A 26902-nucleotide genomic window follows, 5' to 3' on the forward strand; every position below is an offset into this window, starting at 1 on the left:
AAAATAAAAACAGTATAAAAAATAAAACCGCCTTAGGATTCTTTTTTCGTTTTTGATAGATAAAGAAACATAGCAAAAACCCCTGAATAGCACCAAGTAATATCAATAGGTTTAAGAAACTATAGTTTAAGGCCATCTTTTATAATAGAACATCGGCTAATATAACAATTCAAAACAGTATTATAAGTTTCTACCATTCCCGCACAAGCAAAAACCTCTAGTTTATAATGCAGTAATATCAGTTTTAAGCCCTTGCCATCCTGAACTAGTCTCAGGATCTCATAATTAATTTCTTTTCAATAATAGATTAACTTACACTAAATTTTCGATTTCAAAATTGAGTGTGAGATAGCAACGGGTCTGAGCTTTTCTGAATTCAGAGTATTATTTTAATGTTTTATAATTTCATATTTGATATGGAGTAAAGATTAGGTTCTGATTTTTACTTGAAAATATTGTTTGTAATAGTCATAATTACTTCATTATTTTATAAATTTAACATCTTAAAAATTAGATGTTTATGAAAAGAAAAATAAAGTTTTATTCATTGAAACAAAAACAGGTTGGAAGAAGTTATACTTACGGTGTCGCTGAATCTTTAAAAGGTGTGTTAAATTACATAAATACTTTAGATATAGAAGATAAAGCCTATACAATAGAGCGTAAAACATGTTTTATAAGTAATGTTAGTTTTGATGAGGAAAACGATTTGTATAGAATAATTTTTAAGTCAGCTTCCTCAGGTTATAGGTCTGATTTAATAGATGTTAGAACATTGATTGAAAGACCTAACCCTAAAAATTTGACAGAGGGTGAGGGGGAAATGACTCATGCAATAATTAAATTTGAGAGTGACGACTGCCTCCTTCTTTTAGAAACTAATGGTAAAGGTGTTGGAATCAAGAAGATTGTTAATTATTTTAAATACATTTACAATAATCATAAGCAAGATTTAGGGGAAGATTTACCTAGCCTCCTATATAAAGAGTGGATTGTTGCTCATGAAAATCTTCAAGAAGTTTTAAATAAGTTAAATAGGATAAAAACGGCAAGTGTTTTTGTCGAAAAGAGCGTATTAGGAAGTGATACTTTCAATTTTTCTGGTAGAACTCAAAATGTAAAGGATGTAGTGGAGTTAAAAGTTTCAGCTGACTATAGAAAAGATATTAAAGCATTTGCTATTGAAACAATGAGTAAATTTTTAGCTGGAACTACAACTGTTGTTAATAAAATTCGAATTGAAGGGACAGACGAGAATAATGCGAATTCAATCATTGATACAGAGATATTGCAGAAGGTTGATTCATTGGTAGTAGAGGTTAATAATGCAACTGGAGAGGTCAGTAGTGTTGATATTTTGAATAAAATAGAAAATTTGTTATAACGTAAATATAATGTATAGAGAATTCTTTATAATTCTTATTGACTTTTTTAAGAATATGAGATATAAAAATCTTGTGTTTGAAGTTGTTTTGCCTTTAATTTTCTCTGTTATAGGTGTTTATTTCCTGTCTAAAAATGTTTCCGACATAACTATTCTTGATGCTATTTTTAATTCTACGTCTAATACAATACTTTCTACTTTGAGTATTTTAGTTGGTTTTACATTAACATTAATTACAGTTATTATTTCTACTGATAAGTTGGCGAAAATTAAAGAGTACATGACTCATTATAAGATTGATGGTAAGCAGATAACTCTTTATAAATATTTGCTAATAAATTTATCATACACTGCTCTTATTGAATTTTTTCTAATATCATTCAATATCTTATTTATTTCATTCGGTCATTCATTCGCAATGACAACTATTTATTTATGCATGTTGTTTAATGCTTTTTTATGTGTGCACCTTCTCTTTATTTCAATAAGAAGTTTTACTGATTTATACAACATTATTATTGGTACTTCCGATTAACACTTATGATTATCAGATTCGAGTAAGATTTATTTTAAAAGATATAAACCTTGGGAAAGTGAAAATTTATTTATTCTCAATCTTTTCAATCATCTCTCTAAATAAATTGAGTAGAAAAGTCAGTTTTGTAGCATCACCAGCAGCTCTAAATCTTTGATTCTGAATTTTTACACCATACCAATCTTGCTTTCCATTTTCGTTAAGAACCCATTTAATCTCAAAATTAGCAATAGAGGTTTTTGAGATATCAATTTCAACATCCCATCCTGCAGGACTATCTATGTTTGTAATTTGTATGGCATCACCTTTTTCCCAGTCTCCATCACAATTGGCTTTAAACCAATTTTGTATCCATTCTAAAATTTCCATGTATTTAATTTTTTCGTCAGTTCTAGCGATTTTTTCTTTTTAAAAAAATGTATCAAGAACCAGTTGCGTTACTAATTTGTTCTCGTTACATGTATTTGTTTTCCGTAGCGCTTAAAATAATTAAAACTTATTTTAATTAACTAAGCTTTACTTCAGTAATAGATTAAAGCATATTCAAATTAAGGGTTCACCCGTATTTAAGTCGGGTTAAATCCGGGTGTAACTCGGGTCTAACCCATATAAAACCCAATATATATAGCGGTCTGTAACTGTGTTTTGGTATTACTAATTAGTATCTAAAGCTAGCATCACTTTAAAAAAACGTTAGCTAAATACACTCAACAAATGCTTTAAATACCTCTTTGTGCTTATCTAAATCCAAATTTGGTGAAACCGCAACCCTAGCAATATAGTCTTTATCACCTTCTTTGGTGGTGCCTTGTGTTGAGGTTGCTGGTATGGTCCAATAACAGCCTTTTAGTTGTCCGTAACTTACACAGTACTTACTCTCGTTAGGGATTTCAGTAATCATTAAATTAATAAGCTTAAGATTTAAGGCGCGTTTGTATGCTTCCTTTTCCTCTGCGGTGTTGCCCTTTGTAGGTAGATCTAACGAAAATACAGATGGTGTAAACCCTTGTTCAGCAAGCTCTTCAGATACAAAATTAATCTTAGCGTTTGGTAAAGTGGATTCTATAAAACTTACAAAAGCTCTAGTGTTAGTATAAGCATCTGCAATACGTTGTAGCATTGAGGGCATTTGCTTGGCCAAAATCTCATATTGCAAATCTGTAGCTTCATTATCGCATATTAAAAGATGGGTTTCAATCTTTGCAATTAAGCTTTCTGCACTTTGGTTAGCTACACAATAGCCTGCAGTACATTTTCCTCCACTAGGAAACTTAGAACCACTAACATAAGCTATAGTCTTTACAGAAGATAATAAACTGTCATTACTTAAAAACTGAAGGTTTGGGCAAAAAGTCTGGTCTAAGATAAAAACAGGCGCAACAGCTGTTGTGTTGGTTGTGGTTTCTCTGCTTTTAGTTAAAACCGCTTTTAAGGCTTCCATATTAGGAACTTCAACACGTGGGTTGGTAGGTATCTCTGCTATAATATAAGGCACAGCATCTTCTTTAGCCACTTTGTCCAAAACAACCTCTAAGCTACTTACCATATCATTATCACCATCTACTTGTAAGTCTAAGACATCTACATTGTCTATACAGGCTGCAATACGCCTAGCTTGATCATTGGTGCCTCCGTAGCAGTTAGTAGGTACAATAAACGTTATGACCTTTTCAGGGTGTTTCTCTATAGCATCATCAATCAAGCCCATCATAATCGCATACTGAATTGATAAACCACTAGAGCCAACTAATGGTTTAGAACTAATGTTATTAATGTTAGTTATAGTGCTTAAAACCTGAGATTTATTGCTCTCTACATGGTAATCAGGATAATTAAATGCAGATTGAGATACCAAAGCATTTAGTGCAATAATACAGTTAGCAGGCGTCATAGCAATGGTCTCTCTACGTCTTACATGTTGTATAGCTGCAATAGTGTTGCTGTTAGTTTTAGAAATGCTTAAAATACTTCCTAGGCCTTGGTAAATATTAACATGAAAATCAACATTTTTATCCTGAAGACTGGTTTCAATCTGTTGAGAATTAGAAATTAAAATAGTAGAACCTTCAAAAGCTTCAACAGTGCTCGTGCTTTCAACCTGTTTAATCTCGAAATTATAATTATAAACCGATTTTAATAGTTCTGCGTTAAACCCTTTTGGTAGATCTTTAGTATACAGAATTCGGGTAGCTTTATTTTCTAAAAGGTTTGTGCGTAAAATGGCTAATACCGCAATAGTTTCTGATGAAAAACTAATAACATTTTCAGAGTTTAAATCATTAAGTTTAGCAATTGTCCATTCTAGTATACAAGACAAAGGATGTCCTAAACGTATGTAATCGTATGCTGTAGGTAGTTCTGCTAATGCATTTTGATTAACATTTTTAGAATCATACAAGCTTTCAAATTTTTCTGTAAATTCGGTCTTGGCTAAAGATTCGTTATAAATATCTAAGCGATGTGTAGTTAGATTAAGCCAGTCTGTTGGCATGTTGTCTAACACTTCATTTATATAATTTAGAACTTTATGATCTTGCATGTTTTATAACTTTCAATTAGTCTGCAAAGATACGTTAGTTCAGTATTTATGTAAAATCTTCTAATAATAAAACAATAAGTTAATTTCTAGTGCGTTAGCTGTAAAGTTTAACCAATCTTTTTTAAAAATATAAAGCACTATTACGTTTCTAACATTAATCAATCTCAACAATTATGAAACGAATAGTATATCTATGTTTTATTGCTTTATTAGGTTCTTCCTGTTCAACATCAGATAATAACGAAGGTCAAAATCTAGAGTCTAATTTTTATGCGCTTACCGTAGGTAATAAATGGGTCTATAAAAATTATAGGTATAATAGTTAATACGCAAAATTATGATGATACTGGTGTGATTGATTCAATAAGCATCATTGGTACAGAAGTTATTAATGATAATACCTACTATAAGTTTAGACGTTTTACAACAGGAAACGAAAATAACATTTCGTTATGCAACGCAAATGGAGAACATTTTGAACTACTGAGAGATTCTTTGGGGTATTTAGTCTGGGACGATGGTACAATTAAGTATGCTAATAACGACTTTACTGCAATACCTAAAACCATAACAGATTGGGGAACTATTTATGACGAACTTATTGCTTTGGATAATGAGATTACAGTTGAAGCTGGTACATTTATTAGTACCTATACGCAACGTTATGCTGTTTTGTCTAACGGTGAACAGGCTTCAGGTTTAGATCATTTTTACTATGCAGATGGTTTTGGACTTATCTATGATACATCTTCTTTTGTGAGTCAGGATATTCCAGCTATTATTAGACGATTAGATTCTTACGAAATTCAAGATTAATTTTTAAATAGCATGTGTGAACACTGCTTAATGCTATATTGGGTGGAATTGATTTATGATTGTTGTTTATTGTATACTGTGAACGACCATTGAGTTATACTCCAAATTGTCTAAAATGATGGTCTAAATGTTTGTATTGCATTTGTCCCCATTGTTGTGCTGTAAAATACCCAAAGGCAGGGTGTAGATTCCATTCTGTTTTGTCTTTATGTGAATAGGCTTCCTGAATAAGTGCTTGTAATTTGGTTTTTTCAACTGTAAAATCTTTAGTGTCTTTTGTTTTTAGAAATTTAGCTGTAGGTAAACCTTTTTTCCATGGTTTGTTATTATATAACGATTTTTTAAAAAACAATTTAGCAATCCAACTCGGTTTCATGTCATAATTGTTTTTTTCTAAAAGAATATTTAAAGGACCTTGGCAGTGCCAAACCATTTGACCAACATTCATTTTTCCCCAAATCGCAGTTGTACTTCCATTTAGTTTGTTAACGCGCTCCATAATTTCGTTATAAGCGTTTTCTTCAAAAATAGATTTCATTTTGATTGATTTTAGTTGAATTATTTTGATGCTTCAAGTTACAATTTTTTATCTTTAGAGCATGTCCGAGAATACAAACTCATTTTCTATAAAGAACTGGTCGCAAGATGATCAGCCCAGAGAAAAATTACGAGATAAAGGAAAAGCTGTTCTTAGTGATGCAGAGCTGGTAGCAATTCTTATTGGATCTGGCAGCAGAGAAGAAAGTGCTGTAGATTTATGCAAACGAATTTTAGCAAGTGTAGATCATAATCTTAATGCTTTAGGGAAATTATCTATTAAACAATTAATGGAATTTAAAGGAATTGGGGAAGCCAAAGCAATTACTATTGCTGCTGCTTTAGAGCTAGGAAGAAGAAGACGATTAGAAGAAACTTTAGAGTTGACTAAAATAACATCGAGCCGTTCTGTATTTGATATGATGCAACCTGTTTTAGGTGAACTGCCTCACGAAGAATTTTGGATTTTGTACCTTAATAATTCTAACAAAGTGCTCCGTAAAAATCAATTAAGTAAAGGAGGTATTACAGGTACCTTAGTTGATGTAAGATTAGTTCTTAAAACGGCTTTAGAAGTTGGTGCAACAGCTTTAATTTTGTGTCATAATCATCCCTCAGGGACTTTAAAACCTAGTGAAGCAGATAAAGCAATTACAAAGAAGTTAAAATTAGCTGCCCAAAGTTTAGATATAAAAGTATTAGATCATTTAATAGTTACTGAGAAAATGTATTTTAGTTTTGCTGATGAAGGTATTCTGTAAGAATGTCAAAAAAATCAAATCATAAACACCAAATTCCAATTTCCCATAAAGCGATTTGAAATTTGGATTTTAGAAATTGAAAATTGAACCATTTGCTTTTAGTTTATACACATAAAATTACACCACGTCTTAAGTTTACCTTTAAGCATATCTGTAAGCGTATTTTAGGTTTAGAGGTAAAGTTTACATCAAAAGTTGAAGATTTCATTGCGCACAATAGTCTTAAGATGTCTTATACTAGGCAGCCTTTAAGTAGTGAGTTGTTTGTAAGAAGCCATGCCTTATTGTTTGAGCAAGGTTTATCTGATCTAGACATTAATGTGCATTCTTGGGATAATACTAAAGGCTTTTTTGTAACAGGTGAGCGTAGTGATTTGCCATTCGATGTTTTTGCAGCATCTTTTTACCTGCTAAGTCGTTATGAGGAATATTTGCCACATGTTAAAGATGAGTTTGGTCGTTTTATGGCCAAAGAGAGTTTGGCATATAAACATAAGTTTTTAAATCAGCCAGTAGTAGATATTTGGGCATACAAACTTAGAGGGGTTTTAAAGGAGCGTTTCCCAGAATTTTTATTTCCAGAAAGAACCTATAGCGTGCAACCAGTTATAGATGTGCCAATGGCATACTATTTTAGAAAAAAGGGATTGTTACGAACAATTGGAGGTACAATATCAGATATTGGTAGATTTAAGTTTAAGCAATTGTACCAGCGTTATTCAGTGTTAATGGGGTTTAAACGCGATCCTTATGATACGTTTAAATGGATTATTACCAAGCAAAAACAGTGCGATTTTAAGTTTATGGTTCTGTTTTTAATTGGAGATTATTCAACTTACGATAAAAACCTCAGCACAAACAAAAAGGAATTTGTATCGCTTATAAAATCTATAGCAGATTATTGCGACGTTGGCATAAAGGTATCTTATTTTGCTTTAGATGATATTTCTATTTTAAAGAAAGAAAAGTTGAAAATGGAAGCTATTGTTAATAGAGAATTAAATGCTGTTAGGCATTCATTTTCTAAGTTAAATCTTCCGAAATCTTATAGAAATTTAATTGAGTTAGAAGTTAATAGAGACTTTACAATGGGTTATATTGATACGCTTGGTTTTAGAGCAGGTACATGTACGCCATTTCAGTTTTATGATTTAGATTATGAGGTGCAAACACCGTTGCAGATTAATCCTTATCAATGTTTAGATAATGGACTTTTAAAGTATCAATCAGAGTTAGACAAAAAAGAACATTTGCAAAAACTTATTGACGAAATAAAAGCTGTAAATGGTAGATTTGTTCCAATATTTCATAATTATGCATTTAGTGATTTAGACCTTTGGAAAGGATATAGATCGCTTTTTAATTTAATATTAGAATCGGTAGAATGAAAGATAGAATAAAGCATGTGTTTTTTGATTTAGATCACACCCTTTGGGATTTTGATAAAAACTCTGGTCTAACATTTAAAAAAATATTCAGCTTAAATAATATTGAAGTAGAGCTTCAAAGTTTTTTAGATGTTTATGAGCCAATAAACCTTAAGTATTGGAAGCTGTATAGAGAAGAACAAATCTCTAAATCAGCCTTACGTTATGGCAGGTTAAAAGATGCGTTTAATGCAATACACGTAGATGTAGATGACACAATGATTAATCATTTGTCTGTTGCTTATATAGATTATCTCACAACGTTTAATCACTTGTTTGATGGAACAATAGAAATCCTGAATTATTTAAGTGATAAATACCAATTACATATTATTACCAATGGGTTTGAAGAAGCTCAAGAACGTAAAATGAATAATGCCAATATTAAAGGGTATTTTGAAACCATTACTAATTCTGAAATGGTTGGTGTAAAAAAGCCTAATCCAAAGATTTTTAATTTTGCATTGAATGCAGCTAATGCAAGTGCAGCCGAAAGTATAATGATAGGTGATAGTTTAGAAGCCGACATACAAGGTGCTGATAATATTGGTATGGAAACTATTTATTTTGATTGTAGAGGGTTAAACAATTCCAATGGATTTAAAAGAATAACGGATTTAAAATCAATAGAAAACTATCTTTAAAAGAACATATGATGAACAAGAAAATAGCAATCGTAATACTTTTTATAGGTGTTGGACTTAGCGCACTGGCACAGAGGGATATTAACAACTATAAATATGTGATAATACCTTTAAAATATGATTTTATTAGTGAAAATGATCAGTATAGGCTTAATACTTTAACCAGATATTTATTTAAGCAAGAGGGCTTTATTGCTCTATTTGATGAAGAAAAATTTCCTGAAGAGTTAAATAATGATAATTGCAAGGCGCTTTATGCTAATGTTAACAAAATTAAGGGCGGTTTGTTTGCTACTAAACTAGAAATAGTCCTTAGTAATTGTTTTGGGAAGGAAGTGTATAAAACGGAAATAGGCTCAAGTAGAGAAAAAGACTATAAAAAAGCGTATAATGAAGCATTGAAAAACGCGTTTAAATCTATAGAAGAGTTAGAATATAAGTATGAAGCAGTTGAAGTAAAACCTATAGAAAAGAAAGTTGTAAAAAAAGATATTGTAGAAGTAAGTGATGATGTAAAACCAAAGAGTATTGAGAAAAAAAAGGAAGCAAAGACCAATACTTTAAATAATGTTAAGAAGGATCCTTATAAAGCTCAACTGTTTGGTGGTTTAAACTATAAGTTAATGAATAATAAAGGAGAGCTTGTTTATGTTCTATTATATTCAGGAAAAGAAAATGTATATATAGTTAAAGGAGTAGATGCGTTAGTTTATAAATTAAATAATAATTGGGTGTTAGCTAAAAGTACTGATAACAAAATAGAAATAGAATCTATAGAGATTAAATTTGATTAATATCCATACTTTTCTTTCCATCTCGCTTTTAAAAATTGACGTTGAGCATTTTCTCTAGCGTTATTTCTTGGGTTGTAAAGTGTTGTGTTTTTTATTTCTTCAGGTAAAAATTCATGATTAGCAAAATTGTTTTCATGGTTATGAGCATATTTATAATCGTCTCCATAACCCAACTCTTTCATGAGTTTAGTAGGTGCATTTCTTATAGATAATGGTACCGATAAATCGCCTGTCTCTCTAACGAGTTGTTGCGCTTTATTAATAGCTTCATAGGCAGCATTGCTTTTTGGTGAACTTGCCAAATATGTTGCGCATTGACTTAAAATAATACGAGACTCAGGATTACCGATTACAGAAACCGCCTGAAAGGTGTTGTTTGCAATTACCAAAGCTGTTGGGTTAGCGTTACCGATGTCTTCGCTGGCTAAAATCAGTAAACGTCTGGCAACAAATTTCACATCTTCACCACCTTCAATCATTCGTGCTAAATAATACACTGCAGCATTAGGGTCACTACCGCGAATAGACTTAATAAAGGCTGAAATTATATCGTAATGCTGTTCACCTGTTTTGTCGTAACGCGCAGCTTTGCTTTGCAATTGTTTTGTGACGAGCTCGTTTGTAATTGTTATGGTTTCGTCTTCAAAGGAATTAACGAGTAATTCAAATATGTTTAGTAGTTTTCTGGCATCACCTCCAGAAAATCTAAGCAAAGCTTCAGTGTCTTTTAGTTCAATTTTTAATTTCGAAATAATTTCATCTTCAGACATTGCGCGCTGAAGTAGTGCTTCTAAATCGGTTTTGCTAAAGGCGTTTAATGTGTAAACTTGGCAACGCGATAGTAATGCAGAGATAACTTCAAAACTTGGGTTTTCAGTTGTGGCACCAATTAAGGTTACCCAGCCTTTTTCAACAGCTTCTAATAACGAATCTTGTTGCGATTTACTAAAACGATGTATTTCATCAATAAACAAAATAGGATTTTTAGCAGTAAATAAACCTCCACTTTTTTTAGCCTTATCTATAACATCTCTAATATCTTTTACGCCAGAGTTTATGGCACTAAGTTTAAAAAAAGGACGTTCAGATTCGTTGGCAATGATATGTGCTAGAGTTGTTTTTCCAATACCAGGAGGTCCCCAAAGTATTAATGATGGAATAACTCCACTTTTAATTTGCTGATATAGCATGCCGTCTTTACCAACAAGATGTTGCTGGCTGAGGTAGTCATTAAGAGTTTTTGGTCTAAGGCGTTCTGCTAAGGGAATATTCATAAATCAAAATTACAAAATGAGAACTGAAAGAAAGGGTTTGTGACAATATTTCATGCAATTCTATTTTGGTTTTAAATTTGAAGAAGAGAATAGAAAAGTATTGAATGTCAAAACAACAATTTAAATATTCTAACCGAATTATTATTTATCCATTATTAATGGTGCTTTTGTTATGGTTGGTGTTTTGGTATCAAACCAATATAGATTATGGTATAAAATCATTCGGCATACGACCAAAAAAGGTTGAAGGGCTTTTAGGTGTTTTTACGAGTCCATTTTTGCATGGAGATCTTAATCATTTGTATAATAACTCTATGCCACTTTTGGTACTGTCCTTAGCCTTGTTTTATTTCTACAATAAGATTGCTTGGAAAGTCATTCTTTATGGTGTTCTATTGTCGGGTTTTTTGACTTGGATAATCGGAAACTCAGGTAATCATATAGGTGCAAGTGGATTGATATATGTTTTAGTGAGTTTTATTTTCTTTAAAGGCATTTTTGCAAAACATTATAGATTAATAGCCTTGTCTCTAATGGTGATTTTTTTGTACGGTAGTATGATTTGGTATGTGTTTCCTATTAAGCAAGGTATGTCATGGGAAGGACATTTAGGGGGTTTAATTACTGGTTTATTATTTGCTTTAGTGTTTAGAAAACAGGTTGCTAAACCAGAGCGCTACCTTTGGGAAGAACCAGATTATAATGAGGGAGAAGATCCTTTTATGAAACATTTTGATGAAGATGGAAACTTTATTGAAGTCTTGCCAGAAGAGGACGATGAAGACAATTCGCATGTAGATATGTCTTCAAAAATCAATTACATTTTTAAAGATTCAAAAAAAGATTAAATAATTAACAACGTTGCCTTACGGCTTCATATAAAAAAGCACCACATGCAACAGAAACATTAAGTGATTCTATTTCTCCTAGGATTGGAAGTTTGGCTTTGTTGTCTACTATTTTTAATACTGATGGATTAATACCTTTGCCTTCTGAGCCCATTATAATAGCGCAAGGTTCTTTAAAAGAAACATCATAGATTAAGTCAGTTGCTTTTTCAGTAGCGGCAACAACTTTTATTCCAGAAGATTGCATGTGAAATACAGCATCCTTAATGTGGTCTACTTTACAAATAGGAATTTTAAATATGGCTCCAGCACTTGTTTTAATTGTGTCTCCATTTATTGGAGCTCCTCCTTTTTTTTGAATAATAATTCCTGAAACTCCTGTACATTCTGCTGTTCTAACTATAGCTCCAAAATTTCTAACATCACTTAGTTGATCTAATAATAAAAACAACGGTGTTTTGTCAGATTCAATGGAGTTAAGTACTAAGTCGTCAATATTATGAAACTTAATAGGTGAAATGTGTGCTACAGCTCCTTGGTGGTTTCCTTTGGTTAATCGGTTTAATTTTTCAATTGGTACATAGGATGAGTTTATACCTTCAGATCGTAATAGATGTTCTAACTCTTGAAATAAGTCACCTCTTAATCCTTTTTGTATAAATACTTTGTCAATAGTTTTACCAGATTTAACAGCTTCAATTATTGCTCTTATTCCAAAAATAGTAGTCTCGTTTTTCATAAGGCAAATGTATGAAACAAATTAGCGTGCGACTAATTTTTTGATTTTTATAGTGCGAAAAGTGGTTTTGTGGAAAAAATCAAAAAGTAGCTGTTAGGCTAACGTGTACTTTAGAGTCTGATAATCTAAATTGTCTGTTTTCAGATTTTCCACTAGAGTAGTTAAGTCTAAAAAGGCCAGCATTGGTTAATAAGCCTAAGCCAAATCCAAATCCAAACAATTTTTCTTTTGTGTTGGTTATTTGATTTTCAAAATACGCAGCGTCTAAAACAGAATGAATAAATACGCTGTTGCTTAAGCGGTAACGGTATTCGGTGTTAATTACGCCGTAAAGATTAGCGACTAAACTGTTTTCTTCAAAACCTCTAATAGAATTAATGCCTCCAAACCTAAAAAGCTCATTGTCTAAATAATCATCGGAAGTTAAAATGGCGCCATTTAATCTAGTGTAGATACTGTTTTTAGGGTTTAGGTTGAAGATTTTGTAAGTGTCTAAATTAAAAACTGTTTGGCTTTGTTTTCCTGCATCGTTTTTTCTGCTACCAAAACCAGATGAAAAATCAATCCAGAAGTTAATGGGGAAAAGTGTGTTGTAAAATTGTGGTTTGGTGTAATTGTAGCTTAAAGTGTAATAATTAGAAGTGTAATCATTTAAGATTGAAGTGTCGTTTTCTAATAGGTTAGATGAGTTGGTAGATGAAATTCCTCCAGCTATTTTGTGTTGAGGGTTTATTTGGTAATTAATCTTGGCATATTGTTTAGCGTTAGAAAATGTGGTGTCTTTTCTGAAAATGTGTAATCCAACCTGTAGCCCAATTGGTGAACCAAACAAATAGGGTAAATCTGCATCAACTCTAAAGGTTTGCTGATCTATCTCGTCACTTTTGTAATATAGATTTAAGGTTTCTCCGAAATTAAGATTGTTGACAAGTCTTAAATCTAAATAACCGTCAAACTCAATTTTATTTGTGTTTTCATTAGTTCCAAAGCCAAGGAAGCCATCAAAAGTGTTTACGCGTGTTTTTTCTATATATAAGTAGAGTGTAGTAGAGTCTTTTGTAAAAAGTACTTCTGGATCTTTTATTTTTGAAGCAAAGCGTATGTTGTTTAGAAGTTCTGTTTTTTCTTTAATCTCATTTAAATTGAAAGCCTTTTTTGTTTTAAGCTTCATGTATCTTTTAATGTAAGATTGTGGAAACTTTTCATAACCCTTTACAATGATTTTGTCTATGCGCCTTTTTTGATGGGTTGTAATTTTAAGTTCGGCAGATATTAACTTAGTGTTGTCTTTATGAATGTTAATAAGTTGTAGCGTGGAAAAAGGATCACCTTCTTCTGCGATTTTTGAGTTAAGCTCATTTAGGGAGTTTTCTAGCTGCTTAATATTAAGTTCAAAAAAATCATCTCCCTTAGTGTGGTTTATGAAGTTTAGTAATTCGGTATTAAAGGTAGAGTCATATTTAATTCTTATTTTACTTATTCTTGAGCCTAAATAAAAATGAGCTTTAAATAGAGTGTCATTCTTTTTTGTAATACTATCAAGTGTTGTGTCTATAAACCCTAGTCTTAATAATTTGGTTTTTAAGTTGTTTAATTCGGTATTAATACTAATGTAGTTTTTAAAAGAAGTTGTGTATCCTATAGAATCAACGATAGAAGATTTAGCTTTGTCTTCACAAATTACTTTTAAGTTTAGATTTTGACTATTAATTTGATTTGTCAAAATCAATATATGAATTATGAAAAAAAGCCTGATAGTTTTAAGCATTTAGTAATGAAGTCGTTTTTTTATCACTTTTTGAGGTGAAGTGATTGTCATTTTTAATTAACAACGTAAAAATATATTATTAAATATATGTGTAAAATGAATTCTTATGGTTCTTTGAAAAATAAATTCTCAACTATTTGAATAATAAATATATATTTCTACCTTTGCAGCCCTCAAAAGTGAGGGTTAAACAAATATTTATATAGAAATATATGCCAACAATTTCACAATTAGTACGAAAAGGAAGAGCCAAAATAACTAAGAAGAGTAAATCGGCTGCTTTAGATTCGTGTCCTCAGAGACGTGGTGTATGTACTCGTGTTTATACAACGACACCGAAAAAACCTAACTCAGCAATGCGTAAGGTGGCAAGGGTTCGTTTAACAAACGGAAACGAGGTAAATGCATATATCGGTGGAGAGGGTCACAACCTGCAAGAGCACTCGATAGTATTAGTTAGAGGTGGAAGGGTAAAAGATTTGCCAGGAGTTAGATATCACATTGTTCGTGGTGCGTTAGATACAGCAGGTGTTGCTGGTCGTACCCAACGTAGATCTAAGTATGGTGCAAAACGCCCTAAAAAGTAATTTAAAACTTTAAAAAGAAGACATGAGAAAAAGAGCAGCAAAAAAGAGACCGCTTTTACCAGATCCAAGGTTTAACGACCAGTTGGTGACACGTTTTGTGAATAACATGATGTGGGATGGTAAAAAGTCTGTAGCTTTTAAAGTATTCTACGATGCAATTGATATTGTTGAGGAGAAAAAGAACGACGAAGAAAAAACAGCTTTAGAAATATGGAAAGACGCTTTATCTAATGTGATGCCTCACGTAGAAGTACGTAGCCGTCGTGTTGGTGGTGCAACATTCCAAATTCCAATGCAAATTCGTCCAGACCGTAAAGTATCAACAGCTATGAAATGGTTGATTGGTTATGCGCGTAAGAGAAACGAAAAATCTATGGCACAACGTTTAGCGGCAGAGATATTAGCTGCAGCTAAAGAAGAAGGTGCGGCCGTTAAGAAAAGAGTAGATACTCATAAAATGGCAGAAGCAAACAAAGCATTCTCACACTTTAGATTTTAATTAGAAATGGGAAGAGATTTAAAATTCACAAGAAATATAGGTATTGCAGCACATATTGATGCTGGTAAAACTACAACTACAGAGCGTATCCTTTATTATACAGGTGTGTCTCACAAAATAGGTGAGGTGCATGATGGAGCTGCTACTATGGACTGGATGGAGCAAGAACAAGAAAGAGGTATTACTATTACTTCTGCTGCTACAACCTGTACATGGAATTTTCCAATAGAAAATGGGCAAAAAACTCCAGATACAAAAGGATATCACTTTAATATTATTGATACTCCAGGTCACGTTGACTTTACTGTTGAGGTGAACCGTTCTTTGCGTGTATTAGATGGTTTAGTATTCTTATTTAGTGCTGTTGATGGTGTTGAGCCTCAGTCAGAAACTAACTGGAGATTAGCTGATAACTATAAAGTACCACGTATTGGTTTTGTAAATAAAATGGACCGTCAAGGATCTAACTTTATGGCAGTATGTCAACAAGTTAAAGATATGCTTGGGTCTAATGCAGTGCCAATTGTTATGAATATTGGTGATGAAGCAGATTTTAAAGGTATTGTTGATTTGGTTAAAAACCGTGCTATTGTTTGGCATGATGAAACACAAGGGTCAACTTTTGATGTTATTGATATTCCAGAAGAATTAAAAGAAGAAGCAGCTGAGTTAAGAGCTAAGCTTATAGAAGAGGTTGCTAGTTACGACGAAAACCTTCTTGAAAAATTCATGGAAGACGAAGATTCTATTACAGAAGAAGAAGTGCATGCTGCACTTAGAGCTGCTGTAATGGATATGTCTATCATACCAATGATTTGTGGTTCTGCATTCAAAAATAAAGGTGTACAGTTCTTATTAGATGCAGTATGTCGTTATTTACCTTCACCAGTAGATAAAGATGCTATTGTTGGTACAGATCCAGATACAGAGGGCCAGATATCTAGAAAGCCAGATGTAAAAGAGCCATTTTCAGCTTTAGCATTTAAAATTGCTACAGATCCTTTTGTAGGTCGTTTAGCATTCTTTAGAGCGTATTCTGGTCGTTTAGACGCAGGTTCTTATGTGTTAAATAATAGGTCTGGTAAAAAAGAGCGTATCTCTCGTATCTATCAAATGCACTCTAATAAGCAAAATGCTATCGAGTATATCGAAGCAGGAGATATTGGTGCAGCTGTAGGTTTTAAAGATATTAAAACAGGTGATACATTATCAGACGAAAAGAATCCTATTGTTTTAGAATCTATGGACTTCCCAGATCCAGTAATTGGTATTGCGGTTGAGCCTAAGACTAAGGCAGATGTAGATAAGTTAGGTATGTCTTTAGCAAAATTAGCAGAAGAAGATCCTACATTTACTGTAAGAACAGACGAAGCTTCAGGTCAGACAATTATTTCTGGTATGGGTGAGCTTCACTTAGATATTATTGTAGACCGTCTTAAGCGTGAGTTTAAGGTAGAGGTTAACCAAGGTCAGCCTCAAGTAGAGTACAAAGAAGCAATTACACAACGCGCTCAACACAGAGAAGTTTATAAGAAACAATCTGGTGGACGTGGTAAATTTGCAGATATTGTATTTACACTTGAACCAGCTGAAGAAGGTAAACAAGGTTTGGAGTTCGTATCTGAAATTAAAGGTGGTAACGTACCAAAAGAATTTGTTCCTTCTGTAGAGAAAGGATTCAAAATGGCAATGGTAAATGGTCCATTAGCAGGTTACGAAGTAGATGCTATGAAAGTAACTTTAACGGATGGTTCTTATCACGATGTTGATTCTGATCAATTATCATTTGAATTGGCTGCTAAGTTAGGATTTAAAGCTGCTGCAAAAGCTGCTAAAGCTGTAATTATGGAGCCAATCATGAAATTAGAAGTGTTAACACCAGAAGAAAGTATGGGTGACATTGTTGGTGACTTAAACCGTCGTCGTGGTCAGGTTAATGACATGAGCGATAGAGCAGGTTCTAAAGTTGTAAAGGCAAATGTTCCATTATCTGAAATGTTTGGTTATGTAACGTCATTAAGAACATTATCTTCAGGTAGAGCAACATCTACAATGGAGTTCTCTCACTATGCAGAAACACCATCTAATATATCAGAAGAAGTAATCAAAGCAGCTAAAGGCGTAGAAGCTTAAAACTAATAAGAAAATGAGTCAGAAAATTAGAATAAAATTAAAGTCTTACGATCATAATTTAGTTGACAAGTCTGCTGATAAGATTGTAAAAACAGTAAAGAGCACAGGTGCTGTTGTAACAGGTCCAATTCCTTTACCAACACACAAGAAAATTTTCACTGTGTTACGTTCACCACACGTTAATAAGAAGTCTAGAGAACAATTTCAATTAAGCTCTTACAAGAGATTATTAGATATTTACTCGTCTTCTTCAAAAACTATTGATGCATTAATGAAGCTTGAATTACCAAGTGGAGTTGAAGTTGAAATAAAAGTGTAATTAATATCCTGAAATAATTCAGGAATTTAAAATAGAGATAACAGTCCAAATAGTTTTACTATTTGGACTGTTTTGTTTTTTGATTAATTGTTTTTTGTTAGTTCGATTATATGCGATGTACCATCTTTTGAGTAATGTATATCTATCGTGAATTAAATTTCAATAAAAAAACAACAAATAACATGTTGTAAATGAATAATTAATTCCTATATTTGCACGCTCTTAGCGGTATGCTAAGAAGAACATGTCCCACCGATGCGGTCGCGGGAAAAACGGTAGAAAAATACAATTCAAGGCTGAAAACGTATTTTTCAGCCTTGAATTGTAAATAGAGAATAATAATTAATAATAAATAAATATGTCTGGGTTAATTGGAAAAAAAATCGGTATGACCAGCATCTTTGATGAAAATGGAAAGAATATTCCATGTACTGTCATTGAAGCAGGCCCATGTATCGTTACCCAAGTCAGAACTGAAGAAGTGGATGGTTATAGTGCGCTTCAATTAGGTTTCGATGACGCGACAGAAAAGAGCGCTACTAAAGCTGCCTTAGGGCATGCTAAAAAAGCGGGTACTTCTGTAAAACGCAAAGTCGTAGAATTTAAAGGTTTTGATGCGGAGTACAAATTAGGTGATGCAATCACGGTAGAGCAATTTACAGAAGGTGAGTTCGTGGATATTTCAGGAACTTCTAAGGGTAAAGGTTTTCAAGGTGTGGTTAAGCGTCATGGTTTCGGTGGTGTAGGTCAAGCAACGCATGGTCAACACAACCGTTTAAGAGCTCCAGGTTCTATTGGTGCGGCTTCATATCCTGCGAGAGTATTTAAAGGAATGAAAATGGCCGGAAGAATGGGTGGTGACACAGTTAAAGTTCAAAATTTAAGAGTTTATAAAGTAGTTCCTGAAAAGAACTTACTAGTGGTTAAAGGGTGTGTTCCTGGTCACAAAAATTCTTATGTAATTATTGAGAAGTAATGAAGGTAGCAGTTTTAGATATAAACGGAAAAGATACGGGAAGAACAGCTGAGCTTTCTAAAGACGTATTCGCTATTGAGCCTAATAATCATGCTGTCTATTTAGATGTTAAGCAATACTTAGCAAATCAGAGACAGGGAACGCATAAGGCAAAAGAAAGAGCAGAGATTACTGGAAGTACACGTAAGATTAAAAAGCAAAAAGGAACAGGTACTGCGCGTGCAGGTTCTATTAAGTCTGGTGTATTTAAAGGTGGTGGTCGTATGTTTGGTCCAAGACCAAGAAATTACGGTTTTAAGTTAAATAAAAACGTAAAGCGATTAGCCCGTAAATCTGCATTAAGTATTAAAGCAAACGATAAGTCAATTGTTGTGTTAGAGGATTTTAACTTTGATGCGCCAAAGACAAAAAATTTCGTTAATGTTTTGAAAGCATTAGAGATAGATAACAAAAAGTCTCTATTTGTATTGGGTGATGCTAATAATAATGTATATTTGTCGTCGCGCAATTTGAAAGGTTCTGAAGTTGTAACAAGTTCAGAATTAAGCACTTATAAAATAATGAACGCTAATAAAGTGGTTCTTTTAGAAGGTGCACTAGAAGGAATTGAATCGAACTTAAGTAAATAGAACACAGATGAGTATCTTAATTAAACCGATTATCACAGAGAAAGCAACTATGCAAAGCGAGGTGCTTAACGCGTATGCGTTTGAAGTGAGCACAAAGGCGAACAAGGTAGAAATCAAAAAAGCGGTTGAGGCTGCTTATGGTGTTTCTGTAGAAAAAGTTCGTACTATAAATGTCCGTCCAGATAGAAGAACACGTTATACCAAAACGGGTATTCAACATGGTAAAACAAATGCTGTTAAAAAGGCAATTGTACAACTGGCGGAAGGTGAGACAATAGATTTATACGCTAACATGTAATTAGACGAAAATGTCAGTTAGAAAATTAAAACCGATCACATCAGCTCAGCGTTTTAGAGTGGTTAATGGATTTGACGCCATTACTACTGACAAGCCGGAGAAAAGCTTACTTGCTCCGAAAAAAAGAACTGGTGGTAGAAACAGTCAAGGAAAAATGACCATGCGCTACAAAGGTGGTGGTCATAAGAAGAAGTATCGTATTATCGATTTTAAACGTAACAAAACTGGAATTCCAGCAGAAGTTAAAACGATTGAATATGATCCAAACAGAACAGCATTTATTGCGCTATTAAACTATCAAGATGGTGAGAAAAGATATGTCATCGCTCAAAATGGTTTAGAAGTAGGTCAAAAAATTGTGTCTGGTGAGAAAGGTATTGCTCCAGAGATTGGAAATGCAATGCCATTAAGTGAAATACCTCTAGGTACTATCATTTCTTGTATAGAGTTACGTCCAGGTCAAGGTGCTGTTATGGCGCGTAGTGCTGGTGCATTTGCTCAGTTAATGGCAAGAGATGGTAAGTTTGCTACTGTTAAATTGCCGTCTGGTGAAACAAGAATGGTATTGGTAACGTGTATGGCTACAATAGGAGTTGTTTCTAATTCAGATCATCAGTTAATTGTATCTGGTAAAGCGGGTAGAAGTAGATGGTTAGGAAGACGTCCACGTACAAGACCAGTAGTAATGAATCCAGTTGATCATCCAATGGGTGGTGGTGAAGGTAAATCTGCCGGAGGTCACCCAAGATCTAGAAACGGTATTCCTGCTAAGGGTTATAGAACGCGTTCTAAGACGAAAGCGAGTAACAAGTATATTGTAGAACGTAGAAAGAAATAATTAAGATAGTATGGCACGTTCATTAAAAAAAGGACCTTATATCCATTATAAATTAGAGAAGAAAGTTGCAGAAAATGTAGCTTCAAACAAAAAGACGGTAATTAAAACTTGGTCTAGAGCATCAATGATTTCTCCAGATTTTGTTGGTCAAACAATCGCAGTTCATAATGGTCGTCAATTTGTTCCTGTATATGTTACAGAAAACATGGTAGGTCATAAATTAGGAGAATTTTCACCAACAAGATCTTTTAGAGGTCATGCAGGTGCTAAAAATAAAGGTAAAAAATAAGAATCATGGGAAGTCGTAAAAAACAAATGGCGGAAGCTATTAAGGCTGAGAAAAAGCAAGTTGCTTTTGCTAAGCTAAATAACTGTCCTACATCTCCAAGAAAAATGCGCTTAGTAGCAGATTTAGTAAGAGGGGAAAAGGCTGAGAAAGCTCTTCAGATTCTTAGATTTAGCCCTAAAGAAGCTTCTCGTCGTTTAGAGAAGTTAGTGATGTCTGCAATTGCAAACTGGCAAGCTAAAAATGAGGATGCTGATGTTGAGGAAGCTAATCTATTTATTAAAGAGATTAGAGTCGATGGTGGAACAATGTTAAAGCGTTTACGCCCAGCACCTCAAGGTAGAGCACATAGAATTAGAAAAAGATCTAATCACGTTACAGTGGTTATAGATTCATTAAATAAAACACAAAGCTAAGATAGAGATATGGGACAAAAGACAAATCCAATCGGAAATCGCTTAGGAATTATCAGAGGATGGGAATCTAACTGGTATGGAGGGAATGATTATGGAGACAAACTTGCAGAGGATGATAAAATCCGTAAGTATATCCATGCTCGTTTATCTAAAGCTAGTGTAAGTAGAGTAATTATTGAGCGTACGCTTAAACTTGTAACCGTTACTATCACTACTGCTAGACCTGGTATTATTATCGGTAAAGGTGGTCAAGAGGTAGACAAGCTAAAAGAAGAGCTTAAGAAAATTACAGGTAAAGAAGTTCAATTGAACATCTTTGAAATTAAAAGACCTGAACTAGATGCACATTTAGTTGCAGCAAGTATTGCTCGTCAAATTGAAAGTAGAATTTCTTACAGACGTGCAATTAAAATGGCTATCGCTGCAGCAATGCGTATGAACGCTGAAGGAATTAAAGTTCAAATTAGTGGTCGTTTAAATGGTGCTGAAATGGCACGATCTGAGCACTACAAAGAAGGACGAATTCCGTTATCTACATTTAGAGCAGATATAGATTATGCTTTAGTAGAATCACATACTACTTATGGTAGATTAGGTGTGAAAGTGTGGATTATGAAAGGTGAAGTATATGGAAAAAGAGAACTTTCTCCATTAGTAGGTCTTTCTAAGCAAAAAGGAAAAGGTGGACGTGGTGGAAACAAAAATCAACGTCGTAGAAAGTAATTTTTTAAAGAAAAGAAAAAATGTTACAGCCTAAAAGAACAAAATTTCGTAAGCAGCAAAAAGGTCGTATGAAAGGAAATGCCGGAAGAGGTCATTTGTTATCAAATGGTACTTTTGGTATTAAATCATTAGACTCGTCTTTTATAAATGCTCGCCAAATAGAAGCAGCTCGTATTGCCGCTACTCGTTACATGAAGAGAGAAGGATCGTTATGGATTAAAATATTTCCAGACAAGCCTATTACAAAGAAACCTCTTGAAGTACGTATGGGTAAAGGTAAAGGTGCTGTAGAATATTGGGCAGCTGTTGTAAAACCAGGACGCGTATTATTTGAAGTAAGTGGTGTACCATTAGACGTAGCTCAAGAAGCTTTACGTTTAGCAGCACAAAAACTTCCGGTAAAAACTAAGTTTATCATAGCTAGAGATTACGAAGCTTAATAAAAGAGTATTATGAAGCAATCAGAAATTAAACAGCTTTCAACAGCTGAGTTACAAGAAAAACTTAGTGAGACTAAAAAGAGTTATGCAGACCTAAAAATGGCTCACGCAATATCTCCTTTAGACAATCCAATTCAGTTACGTCACGCTCGTCGTGCAGTAGCAAGAGTTGCGACAGAATTAACTAAAAGAGACGGACAATAATTGTATTCTGCTGAAAGATGGAAAAAAGAAATTTAAGAAAAGAACGTATAGGGATAGTAACTAGTAACAAAATGGAGAAATCTATTGTTGTTTCAGAGGTTAAAAAAGTAAAGCACCCTATGTATGGAAAGTTCGTGTTAAAGACAAAAAAATATGTCGCACACGATGAAACAAACGACTGCAACGAAGGAGATACTGTAAAGATCATGGAAACTAGACCTATGAGTAAATCTAAGAGTTGGAGATTAGTAGAAATAATTGAAAGAGCGAAGTAATTATGGTACAACAAGAATCAAGATTAAAAGTAGCAGATAACACTGGTGCTAAAGAAGTTTTAGTAATTCGTGTTCTAGGTGGTACAAAAAGAAGATATGCTTCTGTTGGAGATAAGATAGTAGTTTCTGTAAAAGATGCTACTCCTAACGGAAGTGTTAAGAAAAAAGCAGTTTCTACTGCTGTTGTTGTACGTACAGCAAAAGAAGTAAGACGCCCAGATGGTTCTTACATTAGATTTGATGACAACGCATGTGTACTATTAAATCCTGCAGGCGAGATGAGAGGAACTCGTGTTTTTGGTCCTGTAGCTAGAGAACTTCGTGATAAACAATTCATGAAAATTGTATCATTAGCACCAGAGGTGCTTTAATTGATTAAGTAAGATGACAAAGCTTAAAATAAAATCAGGAGATACAGTAAGAGTAATTGCTGGAGACCATAAAGGATCAGAAGGTAAAGTGCTTAAAGTATTAAAGGAAAAAAACAAAGCCATCGTAGAAGGTGTAAACATGGTTAAGAAACACACTAAACCAAGTGCGCAAAATCCTCAAGGTGGAATTGTAGAAAAAGAAGCATCAATTCATATTTCAAACTTGTCTTTATTAACAAGCAAGGGCGAAACTACAAGAGTAGGTTATAGAATGGATGGCGATAATAAAGTGAGATTTTCTAAAAAATCTAATGAAGTAATTTAATTATGGCTTACGTTGCAAGATTAAAACAAGAGTATAAGGACAAAATTGTTTCTGCTCTTACAGAAGAATTTGGATATAAGAATGTAATGCAAGTACCTAAGCTTAAAAAGATAGTTATATCTAGAGGTGTTGGTGCTGCTGTTGCAGATAAGAAATTAATTGATCACGCTGTTGAGGAATTAACTAAAATATCTGGACAGAAAGCTGTAGCTACTATATCTAAGAAAGATGTTGCATCTTTTAAGTTACGTAAAGGTATGCCAATTGGTGCCAAAGTAACTTTAAGAGGTGAGCAAATGTATGAGTTCTTAGATAGATTAGTTACTTCTGCTTTACCACGAGTAAGAGATTTTAACGGCATTAAAGCTAATGGCTTTGATGGTCGTGGAAACTATAACTTAGGTGTTACAGAACAAATCATTTTTCCAGAAATTAACATTGATAAAATCAATAAGATCTCTGGTATGGATATCACATTTGTGACTTCTGCTGAAACAGATAAAGAAGCAAAGTCATTATTAAAAGAACTAGGATTACCATTTAAAAAGAATTAATTATGGCTAAAGAATCAATGAAAGCTCGTGAGGTGAAGCGTGCTAAAACGGTTGCTAAATATGCTGAGAAAAGAAAAGCTTTAAAAGAAGCAGGAGATTACGAAGCATTACAAAAGTTACCAAAAAATGCATCACCAATACGTATGCATAACCGTTGTAAACTTACAGGAAGACCAAAAGGTTATATGAGACAATTTGGTATTTCTCGTGTAATGTTTAGAGAAATGGCTAACAAAGGGTTAATTCCTGGTGTGAAAAAAGCAAGTTGGTAATAAGGAAGCGAATTAGCTTCTGTACTATTAACAATATAATTATTGTATAATCGGAATTTAGGTTCGGATAGATCGAAAACCATTTTCCAAAATTTTAAACTATGTACACAGATCCAATAGCGGATTATTTAACGCGAGTTAGAAATGCTGTGAAAGCTAACCACAGAGTGGTTGAGATTCCTGCTTCTAACTTAAAAAAAGAGATAACTAAAATCTTATTCGATCAAGGATATATTTTAAGTTATAAGTTTGATGACTCTTCAGTTCAAGGTATGATTAAAATCGCTTTGAAATATAACAAAGACACAAAAGAGTCAGTTATCAAAAAAATTCAAAGAATCAGTAAACCAGGTTTACGTAAATATGCTGGTGCTAACGAAATGCCAAGAATCTTAAACGGTTTAGGTATTGCAATTGTTTCTACATCTCACGGAGTGATGACAGGTAAACAAGCGCAAAGAGAAAATGTTGGTGGAGAGGTATTATGTTACGTTTATTAAAAACAGGAAATTATGTCAAGAATAGGTAAAAGCCCAATCGCAATTCCTGAAGGTGTAACAGTAGAGATAAAAGATAACGTAGTTACTGTAAAAGGTAAATTAGGTGAATTATCTCAAGCGTATTCAGCAGTTGAAATTAAAGAAGAAGAAGGTATTATAACAGTATCACGTTCTTCTGAAAGAAAAGATCAAAGAGCAAAACACGGTCTTTATAGAGCGTTAATTGCTAACATGATAGAAGGTGTTTCTAAAGGATTTACTAAAGAATTAGAATTAGTAGGTGTAGGTTATAGAGCATCAAATCAAGGACAGAAATTAGATTTAGCCATCGGTTTTTCTCACAACATCGTTATGGATATTGCTCCAGAAGTAAAAGTTGAGACAATATCTGAAAAAGGTAAGAATCCAATCGTTAAATTAACATCTCACGACAAACAATTAGTTGGTCAGGTAGCTGCAAAAATTCGTGGTTTCCGTAAGCCAGAACCTTACAAAGGAAAAGGTATTAAGTTTGTAGGTGAAGAAATTAGAAGAAAAGCAGGTAAATCAGCTTAATAATTAAGTTATGGCATTGACAAAGAACGAAAGAAGATTAAGAATAAAAAACAGAATCCGTAAGGTAGTATCTGGTACTGAAGCAAGACCAAGATTAACTGTTTTTAGAAGTAATAAAGAAATTTATGCTCAGGTCGTAAATGATGTAACTGGTAAAACTATAGCTGCTGCATCTTCTAGAGATAAAGATATAGCAAAGTCTAAAGGTAATAAAACCGAGGTTGCTGCTTTAGTTGGTAAAACTGTTGCAGAAAAAGCTATGAAAGCTGGTATTGAAACTATTTCTTTTGATAGAGGTGGTTACTTATATCACGGAAGAGTAAAATCATTAGCAGAAGGTGCTAGAGAAGCAGGACTTAAATTTTAAGACATTATGTATCAAAAATATAAAAACGCAGAATTAGTAAAACCAGGCGGATTAGAATTAAAAGATCGCTTAGTTGGTGTACAGCGTGTAACTAAAGTAACAAAAGGTGGTAGAGCATTTGGTTTTTCTGCTATTGTTGTTGTAGGTGACGAAGCAGGAGTTGTTGGTCATGGATTAGGTAAATCTAAAGATGTAGCTACTGCAATTGCAAAAGCTGTAGAAGATGCTAAGAAAAACTTAGTGAAAATTCCTATCGTAAAAGGAACATTACCACACGAACAAAAAGGTAAGTATGGTGGTGCTAGAGTAAACATTATACCTGCTGCACCTGGTACAGGAGTTATTGCTGGTGGTGCCGTTAGAACAGTACTTGAAGCTGTTGGTGTACATGATGTATTATCAAAATCTCAAGGATCTTCTAACCCTCATAACGTAGTAAAAGCAACTTTTGATGCTTTATTACAATTAAGAGATGCTAACGCTATAGCAAGAGAGCGCGGAATTTCACTTGAAAAAGTATTTAAAGGATAAAACATAGTATGAAGTACAAAGTAATTAGTTGTTGTATAATACAATAAATGCTAAATACTTGATACTATATACTTAATACTAGCATAAAATGGCAAAGATTAAAGTAACTAAAGTAAAAAGTGCAATCAATCGTACTAAAAGACAAAAGCTAACATTAGAGGCTTTAGGATTAAAAAAGATTGGTCAAGTAGTAGAGCACGATGCCACACCAAATATCCTTGGTATGGTAAAGAAAGTTGAACATTTAGTTTCTGTAGAAGAAGCTTAAAAATATACACTTAAAAATGGATTTAAGTAATTTAAAACCTGCTAAAGGTTCAGTTAAAAATCAAGGGAAACGTGTTGGTCGTGGTCAAGGATCTGGTAAAGGTGGTACAGCGACAAGAGGACACAAAGGTGCTAAGTCTCGTTCTGGATATTCTAAGAAATTAGGATTTGAAGGTGGACAAATGCCTTTACAAAGACGTGTTCCTAAGTTTGGATTTACTAACATTAATAGAGTAGAGTATCAAGGTGTAAACTTAGATACATTACAACAGTTAGTTGACGAGGATAAGATCAAAGATACTGTAGATTTTGAAACACTTGTATCATTAGGTAAAGCTGGAAAAAATGATTTAGTTAAGATCTTAGGTAGAGGTGAATTAAAAACAAAATTAACAGTAACTGCTCATAAATTTACTGCTACAGCAAAAGCTGCAATTGAAGCTGCTGGTGGTGAAGCTGTAACTTTATAAG

At 33.4% G+C, this 26902-nt stretch carries 39 protein-coding genes; 33 read left to right on the forward strand and 6 right to left on the reverse strand.

Annotated features, from left to right (window positions below):
* Positions 1 to 520: 520 nt before the first annotated feature.
* On the forward strand, positions 521 to 1384 hold the full coding sequence (locus N4A42_RS09935) for a hypothetical protein (RefSeq protein ID WP_294073474.1): 864 nt from the start codon (positions 521 to 523) through the stop codon (positions 1382 to 1384).
* Between the two features lie 55 nt (positions 1385 to 1439).
* Positions 1440 to 1919: a hypothetical protein gene (locus N4A42_RS09940; protein WP_294073475.1), complete on the forward strand. Its 480-nt coding sequence runs from the start codon at positions 1440 to 1442 to the stop codon at positions 1917 to 1919.
* A 66-nt stretch (positions 1920 to 1985) separates the two neighbouring features.
* Here N4A42_RS09940 and N4A42_RS09945 read toward each other — a convergent pair whose 3' ends face one another.
* Complete coding sequence (locus N4A42_RS09945) at positions 1986 to 2288, reverse strand: immunity 53 family protein (RefSeq protein WP_294073477.1); 303 nt, start codon at positions 2286 to 2288, stop codon at positions 1986 to 1988.
* A gap of 328 nt (positions 2289 to 2616) precedes the next feature.
* Positions 2617 to 4458 (reverse strand): cystathionine beta-synthase, encoded by a 1842-nt coding sequence (locus tag N4A42_RS09950; RefSeq protein WP_294073479.1) that lies wholly within the window; start codon positions 4456 to 4458, stop codon positions 2617 to 2619.
* A 173-nt stretch (positions 4459 to 4631) separates the two neighbouring features.
* Here N4A42_RS09950 and N4A42_RS09955 point away from each other — a divergent pair, with 173 nt between their 5' ends.
* Positions 4632 to 4784: a hypothetical protein gene (locus N4A42_RS09955; protein ID WP_294073481.1), complete on the forward strand. Its 153-nt coding sequence runs from the start codon at positions 4632 to 4634 to the stop codon at positions 4782 to 4784.
* Positions 4785 to 4809: 25 nt separating this feature from the next.
* Positions 4810 to 5274 carry a hypothetical protein gene (locus N4A42_RS09960; RefSeq protein ID WP_294073483.1) on the forward strand — a complete coding sequence of 155 codons (465 nt, stop codon included), beginning with the start codon at positions 4810 to 4812 and terminating at the stop codon, positions 5272 to 5274.
* Between the two features lie 94 nt (positions 5275 to 5368).
* On the opposite strand, the gene N4A42_RS09965 is transcribed toward N4A42_RS09960, so the two are convergent.
* Positions 5369 to 5812 (reverse strand): DUF1569 domain-containing protein, encoded by a 444-nt coding sequence (locus N4A42_RS09965; protein ID WP_294073485.1) that lies wholly within the window; start codon positions 5810 to 5812, stop codon positions 5369 to 5371.
* Between the two features lie 61 nt (positions 5813 to 5873).
* On the opposite strand from N4A42_RS09965, the gene radC reads away from it, so the two are divergent.
* The 4 genes from radC to N4A42_RS09985 all read left to right on the forward strand — a co-directional run bounded on the left by radC (position 5874) and on the right by N4A42_RS09985 (position 9437).
* Positions 5874 to 6572: a DNA repair protein RadC gene (gene radC, locus N4A42_RS09970; RefSeq protein WP_294073487.1), complete on the forward strand. Its 699-nt coding sequence runs from the start codon at positions 5874 to 5876 to the stop codon at positions 6570 to 6572.
* A gap of 92 nt (positions 6573 to 6664) precedes the next feature.
* Positions 6665 to 7960, forward strand: a complete 1296-nt coding sequence (locus N4A42_RS09975; RefSeq protein WP_294073489.1) for a polysaccharide deacetylase family protein — start codon at positions 6665 to 6667, stop codon at positions 7958 to 7960.
* Entirely contained in the window at positions 7957 to 8643 is a 687-nt protein-coding gene (locus N4A42_RS09980) for a YjjG family noncanonical pyrimidine nucleotidase (RefSeq protein WP_294073491.1), read from the forward strand. Before N4A42_RS09975 ends, N4A42_RS09980 begins: the two co-directional genes overlap by 4 nt.
* A gap of 8 nt (positions 8644 to 8651) precedes the next feature.
* Positions 8652 to 9437 carry a hypothetical protein gene (locus tag N4A42_RS09985; protein ID WP_294073493.1) on the forward strand — a complete coding sequence of 262 codons (786 nt, stop codon included), beginning with the start codon at positions 8652 to 8654 and terminating at the stop codon, positions 9435 to 9437.
* Here the strand turns inward: N4A42_RS09985 and N4A42_RS09990 are convergent.
* Positions 9434 to 10711 (reverse strand): replication-associated recombination protein A, encoded by a 1278-nt coding sequence (locus N4A42_RS09990; RefSeq protein ID WP_294073495.1) that lies wholly within the window; start codon positions 10709 to 10711, stop codon positions 9434 to 9436. The genes N4A42_RS09985 and N4A42_RS09990 overlap by 4 nt on opposite strands.
* A gap of 104 nt (positions 10712 to 10815) precedes the next feature.
* On the opposite strand from N4A42_RS09990, the gene N4A42_RS09995 reads away from it, so the two are divergent.
* Positions 10816 to 11559, forward strand: coding sequence for a rhomboid family intramembrane serine protease (locus N4A42_RS09995; protein WP_294073497.1), 744 nt, complete (start codon positions 10816 to 10818; stop codon positions 11557 to 11559).
* Positions 11560 to 11563: 4 nt separating this feature from the next.
* Here N4A42_RS09995 and rlmB read toward each other — a convergent pair whose 3' ends face one another.
* A complete protein-coding gene (gene rlmB / locus N4A42_RS10000) occupies positions 11564 to 12298 on the reverse strand; it encodes a 23S rRNA (guanosine(2251)-2'-O)-methyltransferase RlmB (RefSeq protein WP_294073499.1) in 735 nt (244 codons plus the stop codon).
* Between the two features lie 79 nt (positions 12299 to 12377).
* Positions 12378 to 14021: a POTRA domain-containing protein gene (locus tag N4A42_RS10005; RefSeq protein WP_294073501.1), complete on the reverse strand. Its 1644-nt coding sequence runs from the start codon at positions 14019 to 14021 to the stop codon at positions 12378 to 12380.
* A 257-nt stretch (positions 14022 to 14278) separates the two neighbouring features.
* On the opposite strand from N4A42_RS10005, the gene rpsL reads away from it, so the two are divergent.
* From rpsL to rplO, 24 genes are all read left to right on the forward strand, one after another.
* Positions 14279 to 14653 (forward strand): 30S ribosomal protein S12, encoded by a 375-nt coding sequence (gene rpsL, locus N4A42_RS10010; RefSeq protein ID WP_008269190.1) that lies wholly within the window; start codon positions 14279 to 14281, stop codon positions 14651 to 14653.
* Between the two features lie 22 nt (positions 14654 to 14675).
* Positions 14676 to 15152, forward strand: coding sequence for a 30S ribosomal protein S7 (gene rpsG, locus N4A42_RS10015; RefSeq protein WP_294073508.1), 477 nt, complete (start codon positions 14676 to 14678; stop codon positions 15150 to 15152).
* Positions 15153 to 15158: 6 nt separating this feature from the next.
* Positions 15159 to 17285 carry an elongation factor G gene (gene fusA / locus N4A42_RS10020; RefSeq protein ID WP_294073510.1) on the forward strand — a complete coding sequence of 709 codons (2127 nt, stop codon included), beginning with the start codon at positions 15159 to 15161 and terminating at the stop codon, positions 17283 to 17285.
* A gap of 13 nt (positions 17286 to 17298) precedes the next feature.
* Entirely contained in the window at positions 17299 to 17604 is a 306-nt protein-coding gene (rpsJ, locus tag N4A42_RS10025) for a 30S ribosomal protein S10 (protein WP_007650482.1), read from the forward strand.
* A gap of 358 nt (positions 17605 to 17962) precedes the next feature.
* Positions 17963 to 18580 carry a 50S ribosomal protein L3 gene (gene rplC, locus N4A42_RS10030; protein ID WP_294073519.1) on the forward strand — a complete coding sequence of 206 codons (618 nt, stop codon included), beginning with the start codon at positions 17963 to 17965 and terminating at the stop codon, positions 18578 to 18580.
* Positions 18580 to 19209 carry a 50S ribosomal protein L4 gene (gene rplD / locus N4A42_RS10035; protein WP_294073521.1) on the forward strand — a complete coding sequence of 210 codons (630 nt, stop codon included), beginning with the start codon at positions 18580 to 18582 and terminating at the stop codon, positions 19207 to 19209. The genes rplC and rplD overlap by 1 nt, the downstream gene beginning before the upstream one ends.
* 7 nt (positions 19210 to 19216) lie before the next feature.
* Positions 19217 to 19507: a 50S ribosomal protein L23 gene (rplW, locus tag N4A42_RS10040; protein ID WP_294073523.1), complete on the forward strand. Its 291-nt coding sequence runs from the start codon at positions 19217 to 19219 to the stop codon at positions 19505 to 19507.
* Positions 19508 to 19517: 10 nt separating this feature from the next.
* The gene (rplB, locus tag N4A42_RS10045) at positions 19518 to 20345 is read left to right on the forward strand and encodes a 50S ribosomal protein L2 (RefSeq protein WP_294073525.1); all 828 of its coding nucleotides are present in this window, start codon (positions 19518 to 19520) and stop codon (positions 20343 to 20345) included.
* A 10-nt stretch (positions 20346 to 20355) separates the two neighbouring features.
* A complete protein-coding gene (rpsS, locus tag N4A42_RS10050) occupies positions 20356 to 20634 on the forward strand; it encodes a 30S ribosomal protein S19 (protein WP_008269180.1) in 279 nt (92 codons plus the stop codon).
* A 5-nt stretch (positions 20635 to 20639) separates the two neighbouring features.
* A complete protein-coding gene (rplV, locus tag N4A42_RS10055) occupies positions 20640 to 21047 on the forward strand; it encodes a 50S ribosomal protein L22 (protein ID WP_294073528.1) in 408 nt (135 codons plus the stop codon).
* A 9-nt stretch (positions 21048 to 21056) separates the two neighbouring features.
* The gene (rpsC, locus tag N4A42_RS10060) at positions 21057 to 21770 is read left to right on the forward strand and encodes a 30S ribosomal protein S3 (RefSeq protein ID WP_278006376.1); all 714 of its coding nucleotides are present in this window, start codon (positions 21057 to 21059) and stop codon (positions 21768 to 21770) included.
* A 20-nt stretch (positions 21771 to 21790) separates the two neighbouring features.
* The gene (gene rplP / locus N4A42_RS10065) at positions 21791 to 22210 is read left to right on the forward strand and encodes a 50S ribosomal protein L16 (RefSeq protein ID WP_294073532.1); all 420 of its coding nucleotides are present in this window, start codon (positions 21791 to 21793) and stop codon (positions 22208 to 22210) included.
* A 12-nt stretch (positions 22211 to 22222) separates the two neighbouring features.
* Positions 22223 to 22414, forward strand: coding sequence for a 50S ribosomal protein L29 (gene rpmC, locus N4A42_RS10070; RefSeq protein ID WP_294073534.1), 192 nt, complete (start codon positions 22223 to 22225; stop codon positions 22412 to 22414).
* Between the two features lie 17 nt (positions 22415 to 22431).
* Entirely contained in the window at positions 22432 to 22689 is a 258-nt protein-coding gene (rpsQ, locus tag N4A42_RS10075) for a 30S ribosomal protein S17 (RefSeq protein ID WP_294073536.1), read from the forward strand.
* Positions 22690 to 22691: 2 nt separating this feature from the next.
* The gene (gene rplN / locus N4A42_RS10080; RefSeq protein WP_294073538.1) at positions 22692 to 23060 is read left to right on the forward strand and encodes a 50S ribosomal protein L14; all 369 of its coding nucleotides are present in this window, start codon (positions 22692 to 22694) and stop codon (positions 23058 to 23060) included.
* 13 nt (positions 23061 to 23073) lie between these two features.
* On the forward strand, positions 23074 to 23385 hold the full coding sequence (gene rplX, locus N4A42_RS10085; RefSeq protein WP_294073540.1) for a 50S ribosomal protein L24: 312 nt from the start codon (positions 23074 to 23076) through the stop codon (positions 23383 to 23385).
* 2 nt (positions 23386 to 23387) lie between these two features.
* Positions 23388 to 23939 (forward strand): 50S ribosomal protein L5, encoded by a 552-nt coding sequence (gene rplE, locus N4A42_RS10090; protein ID WP_294073542.1) that lies wholly within the window; start codon positions 23388 to 23390, stop codon positions 23937 to 23939.
* A 2-nt stretch (positions 23940 to 23941) separates the two neighbouring features.
* Positions 23942 to 24211 (forward strand): 30S ribosomal protein S14, encoded by a 270-nt coding sequence (rpsN, locus tag N4A42_RS10095; RefSeq protein ID WP_076620346.1) that lies wholly within the window; start codon positions 23942 to 23944, stop codon positions 24209 to 24211.
* 101 nt (positions 24212 to 24312) lie between these two features.
* The gene (gene rpsH / locus N4A42_RS10100; protein ID WP_294073545.1) at positions 24313 to 24711 is read left to right on the forward strand and encodes a 30S ribosomal protein S8; all 399 of its coding nucleotides are present in this window, start codon (positions 24313 to 24315) and stop codon (positions 24709 to 24711) included.
* Positions 24712 to 24723: 12 nt separating this feature from the next.
* Positions 24724 to 25266: a 50S ribosomal protein L6 gene (rplF, locus tag N4A42_RS10105; RefSeq protein ID WP_294073547.1), complete on the forward strand. Its 543-nt coding sequence runs from the start codon at positions 24724 to 24726 to the stop codon at positions 25264 to 25266.
* A gap of 10 nt (positions 25267 to 25276) precedes the next feature.
* The gene (rplR, locus tag N4A42_RS10110) at positions 25277 to 25633 is read left to right on the forward strand and encodes a 50S ribosomal protein L18 (protein ID WP_294073549.1); all 357 of its coding nucleotides are present in this window, start codon (positions 25277 to 25279) and stop codon (positions 25631 to 25633) included.
* A 6-nt stretch (positions 25634 to 25639) separates the two neighbouring features.
* On the forward strand, positions 25640 to 26164 hold the full coding sequence (rpsE, locus tag N4A42_RS10115; RefSeq protein WP_294073551.1) for a 30S ribosomal protein S5: 525 nt from the start codon (positions 25640 to 25642) through the stop codon (positions 26162 to 26164).
* Positions 26165 to 26252: 88 nt separating this feature from the next.
* Positions 26253 to 26432, forward strand: a complete 180-nt coding sequence (rpmD, locus tag N4A42_RS10120) for a 50S ribosomal protein L30 (RefSeq protein WP_114300031.1) — start codon at positions 26253 to 26255, stop codon at positions 26430 to 26432.
* Between the two features lie 16 nt (positions 26433 to 26448).
* Entirely contained in the window at positions 26449 to 26901 is a 453-nt protein-coding gene (gene rplO, locus N4A42_RS10125; RefSeq protein ID WP_294073554.1) for a 50S ribosomal protein L15, read from the forward strand.
* Position 26902: the final 1 nt, after the last annotated feature.

Origin of the sequence: Winogradskyella sp. (assembly GCF_025210595.1) — a bacterium.
Taxonomy (GTDB): Bacteria; Bacteroidota; Bacteroidia; order Flavobacteriales; family Flavobacteriaceae; genus Winogradskyella.